The organism is Allobosea sp. 05T422_2, from assembly GCF_056396265.1.
In genome coordinates this window covers 1-3819 of the sequence record NZ_JBFTLD010000402.1, presented here as the reverse complement: position 1 = coordinate 3819, position 3819 = coordinate 1, and the positions used below count along the sequence as shown (strand labels likewise).

Below are 3819 nucleotides of genomic sequence, written 5' to 3'. Positions count from 1 at the left end.
ATGTTGTCGTCACTGCTGTCGCTATCCTGCGGCTTCATTCTCGACACTGTCACGCGCGGCCGCCGTGAGTTGAAGCGCCTTGCCTATCTCGGATTCCCGGCGATCAGCCGAGCCTAGTTCGAGACGGACAAGACATGGCGCCGCATTCGCGAGCTTCCGCCCTGCTGCAGACGTTTCGGCGCTTCCTGGGAGTTGGAGCTGTCGGCTTCCTCGTCGATGCGCTGGCGTTCTTCGCCCTCGTGTCCGGGCTCGGGGTACACTATGTCTGGTCCAGAATCGCTGCATCGTTMATCGCATTGCTGGTGACGTGGCTCCTGAACCGCCGGGTCACGTTCTCTGCTGGCAGGGCTGACCCTGCGCCGGTAGAATTCCTGCGCTATCTCGGAGCGAGCGCAGCAGGCGCAAGTTCCAACCTGGTGGCGCTGTCAGTGATTGCGCCTTACGATGCGGCGTTTGCCCATATCCCTTCATATCTGGCGGGAGCTGCGGTTGGGCTGGTCGTGAACTTCTTTCTTTACGACAAGTTCGTCTTCCACGGTCGGGCCCGGCCGGTCGCCCTGAATCCAAAGCCGCCGGAGAGCTCTTAGTGAATCAATCAGACGGAAACGACGCGAATATCGACTCGATCTACTATCGCGACGRCGTCGACAAATCCTTCGCCATGAACCTTCTCAAGAAGGCTCGCATGTCGATGTTCGACCTGTTCATGCGCGAGCTGGCTCCGACGGCACAGACGCGTGTTCTGGATATCGGAGTCTCCGACGACGAGAACGACGGCGCCAATTTCCTTGAGAAGCACTATCCGTGGCCCGAACAGATCACCTGCGCCGGCATTGGCAACGGCGAGGCTGTTGTGGCCGCATATCCGAAGGTCGCCTTTCAGCAGATCGTGCCGGGTGAGCGCCTGCCCTTCGCGGACAAGAGCTTCGACATTGCCTGCTCGAATGCGGTCATAGAGCATGTTGGTGGTTCGGAGCAGCKCAAGGCCTTCATCGCCGAGCACCTCAGGGTTGCCTCCGCGGTATTCATAACCTTTCCGAACCGCTGGTTCCCGGTCGAGCACCATACCAGCCTGCCTTTGCTGCACTACGCTCCGGGGCTATTCCGGAAATTGCTTGCGGGGACGAAATATGACCACTGGATCAACCCCGCCAACATGGATTTTCTGGACAGAAGCCTGATCGCACGCGAATGGCCGGGYAACCGGGCGCCACAATTCGTGATGACAGGACTCCCGCTGGGCCCCATGAGCTCCAACGTGGCTGTGATCCTGCGCTAGCGCCAACCGAGGCTGAGATATTGCTTCGCGCGGGGAGGTCACACCATGTCGCGGACGTCTGATCGCACGCGGCCGAGCAGACGTCGCCCCAGCGCGATGCTGACGACTGTCAGCGCGACCATCACGATCCACGTGGTCGCATCCGCAGCTTCGCCTGCAATCAGCGGTTGCCGGATGGCGCGTACGAACCAGTAGGCCGGGTTGACGATCTGAAACTGGCGCAACACCGCGGGAAGCAATTCCTCGGTCATGACGATTGGCGTCAGCCACATCCAGAATTGCGTGAACACGCTGACGGCCTGGCCGGTGTCGCGCAAGAACACGTGGATTGGAGACAGGATCAGGCCAAGGCCGAAGCCAAAGCCGACCATCAGCAAGCCGGCGAGCGGGATCGTCAGCCAGGACCAGTTCGGCACGACGCCCGATAGCAGCGCCGTCGCGGCGGTGAGCGCCAGTGACAGCGTCATCATGATCGCGGCAACCACCCCGGTGCGCGCCACGAACAGGATTTCCGGCAGAGCGATCTTCCGAAGATAATGGGCGTTATCCGTCAGTGATGTCGTGCAGCGGCTCAGGCAGTCGGCGAACGCCAGCCATGGCAGCATGCCCGACATGATGAAGACCAGCGAACTCACCCTGCCGCCTGCGCCCGGGCGCGTCGGGAAAATTCCAGCGAAGATGAAGGCGAAGAGCACGATCAGCATCAGTGGCTGGACAATGTGCCAGAACGCTCCCATCGCAGTGCCGGCGTAGCGATACCGCGTTTCGGTCCACGCATTAGCGAAGACGAAGCGGTGATGCTGCAGTAGATCGCGGATCATATCTGTCGTCCCGGTCACTGTCCGCTTCGCTGCGGCGTCGCGCTCAAGAGCTGGCTGGGAAGGCCGATCTGGCCGTAGAAGCGGCTCGTCGGCTTGTCCCAGGTGATCAGGATCGGTCCAAGCATCTCGGTCTGCGAAGGTACGACGTCGCTGCCCGTCGTCAGCCCGATCCTGTAGGTGTATTCACCAACGGGGACCAAACACTCCACGACGAAACGAACGATCGCGCGCTGTCCTTGCTCCATCTTGCCGATTGGCTTGCCAAGGCGAGCGCTGGAGGTGCTGAACACCAGTTCGCCGAAGCGGTCATGGAGCGAAAAAGAGATATCGCCTTCGGCCAAGGGCTTCAGGGCCTCGACGACGAGGTCAAGGACGAGCTCCGTGCCCTGGCGTTGCGAGACGAACGGGCCCCCACCAGGGGCGCAGGACCGCACGGCGGTGAGGGCCAATTCCCCTCCCGCGGATAGGATGGCTCCGGAATTGAGGATATTGCCGCGAAGAACCTCGTCGGCGTCCGCATCCGGCAGAGCAGCGATGTCGTCCGCCGCTGCGCCATTCTCCGCGTCCTTGCGGGCCGCCTCGGTCTTGTGTCCGAGTTTGGTATAGTAGCGGTTGATCGTATTGTCGGGAAGCCCGATGAATTCGACGCGCCCGTGATCGAGCAGAAGCGCTCGCTGGCAGAGTTTCTGCACCGCACCGGTATCATGCGAGACAAAGAGTACCGTCGTGCCTGCTTGCATGATCTTGCGCAGCGCCTCGTAGCATTTCTGCTGGAAGAAGATGTCGCCAACGCTCAGAGCTTCGTCCACGATCAGGATTTCCGGATCCATGAACAGATAGATCGAGAAAGCCAGCCGGACATACATGCCGGAGGAGTATATTCTCATCGGCCTGTCAAAAAAGGCCCCTATATCTGCAAAGGCCTCGATCTCGCCCATGCGGGACGCGGCGTAGTCCTCAGGGAAGCCCAGCATCGCGGCGCTGACGATTACATTCTGGCGCCCGGTGAGCTCKGGATTGATCCCTCCGCCGAGCTCAAGCAATGCGAGCACACGGCCGTTGACTGCAATGGTTCCGCTGGTCGGCAGAAGAGTTCCGGTAATCAGCTTGAGGAGGGTGCTCTTGCCCGACCCGTTGATGCCGACGATGCCGAAGCACTCGCCTCGAGAAACGCTGAAGCTGATGTCGTCGAGGGCCGTGACCTCGTCATAGCGGCCGGGCTTGGGCCAGATATAGTCCGCGATACGGCCCATCGGCTTCTGATAGACCTTGAAGCTCTTCGAGAGACGGTCAACGCGGATCGCCGGATCGCTCGATTGGGATGCGTTCAGCAATGCGGGCGCGTTCATCGTTTCGATCAGCTGGAATTCGCCAGGAAGCGCGTCTATTAGGAGCTATACCGTCGAGGGGCAAGCACCGCTGCTGCGACAGTCCCCAAATCCGACCCAGCCCATTTCGTAAGGTTTGTCCAGAATGGCCAATTTGATCAACGGCGTCGACGGCTTTGGTTCGCAGGGGCTCACCCTCACCGAAGTTCGCCTTCGCGACGACAAAGGTGTGGATGTGCAAGCCTGCGCTTGCGGCGATTCCTTGGTTCTGAAGGTCGTGGCGAGGGCAAACGGACATGTGAAGCGTCCCAATCTCGGATTTGCACTTATCGCGCTCAGCGGAAATCTCCTCTACTCGGAGGGCGTGCTGAACCATGGCGTCATGCTGGCC

At 60.6% G+C, this 3819-nt stretch carries 5 protein-coding genes and 1 pseudogene; 4 read left to right on the top strand and 2 right to left on the bottom strand.

Going from position 1 to position 3819, the window contains the following annotated elements; translation table 11 throughout:
* From AC1DJT_RS35005 to AC1DJT_RS34995, 3 genes and pseudogenes are all read left to right on the top strand, one after another.
* A pseudogene (locus AC1DJT_RS35005) lies at positions 1 to 117 on the top strand (glycosyl transferase); the annotation flags it as partial.
* A gap of 17 nt (positions 118 to 134) precedes the next feature.
* On the top strand, positions 135 to 587 hold the full coding sequence (locus AC1DJT_RS35000) for a GtrA family protein (protein ID WP_476835891.1): 453 nt from the start codon (positions 135 to 137) through the stop codon (positions 585 to 587).
* On the top strand, positions 587 to 1279 hold the full coding sequence (locus AC1DJT_RS34995) for a class I SAM-dependent methyltransferase (RefSeq protein ID WP_476835890.1): 693 nt from the start codon (positions 587 to 589) through the stop codon (positions 1277 to 1279). The genes AC1DJT_RS35000 and AC1DJT_RS34995 overlap by 1 nt, the downstream gene beginning before the upstream one ends.
* A 38-nt stretch (positions 1280 to 1317) precedes the next feature.
* On the opposite strand, the gene AC1DJT_RS34990 is transcribed toward AC1DJT_RS34995, so the two are convergent.
* Together AC1DJT_RS34990 and AC1DJT_RS34985 are read right to left on the bottom strand one after the other, a co-directional pair.
* Entirely contained in the window at positions 1318 to 2100 is a 783-nt protein-coding gene (locus AC1DJT_RS34990) for an ABC transporter permease (protein ID WP_476770053.1), read from the bottom strand.
* Positions 2101 to 2114: 14 nt separating this feature from the next.
* A complete protein-coding gene (locus tag AC1DJT_RS34985; protein WP_476770054.1) occupies positions 2115 to 3449 on the bottom strand; it encodes an ABC transporter ATP-binding protein in 1335 nt (444 codons plus the stop codon).
* A gap of 124 nt (positions 3450 to 3573) precedes the next feature.
* Between AC1DJT_RS34985 and AC1DJT_RS34980 the strand changes: the two genes are divergently transcribed.
* The coding region (locus AC1DJT_RS34980) for a Wzt carbohydrate-binding domain-containing protein (protein ID WP_476835889.1) at positions 3574 to 3819 on the top strand (246 nt) is incomplete at its 3' end.

Bases quoted from the DNA above. Each gene is read 5' to 3' on its own strand.
- AC1DJT_RS34990 (WP_476770053.1), bottom strand. From the start codon at position 2,100: ATGATCCGCGATCTACTGCAGCATCACCGCTTCGTCTTCGCTAATGCG.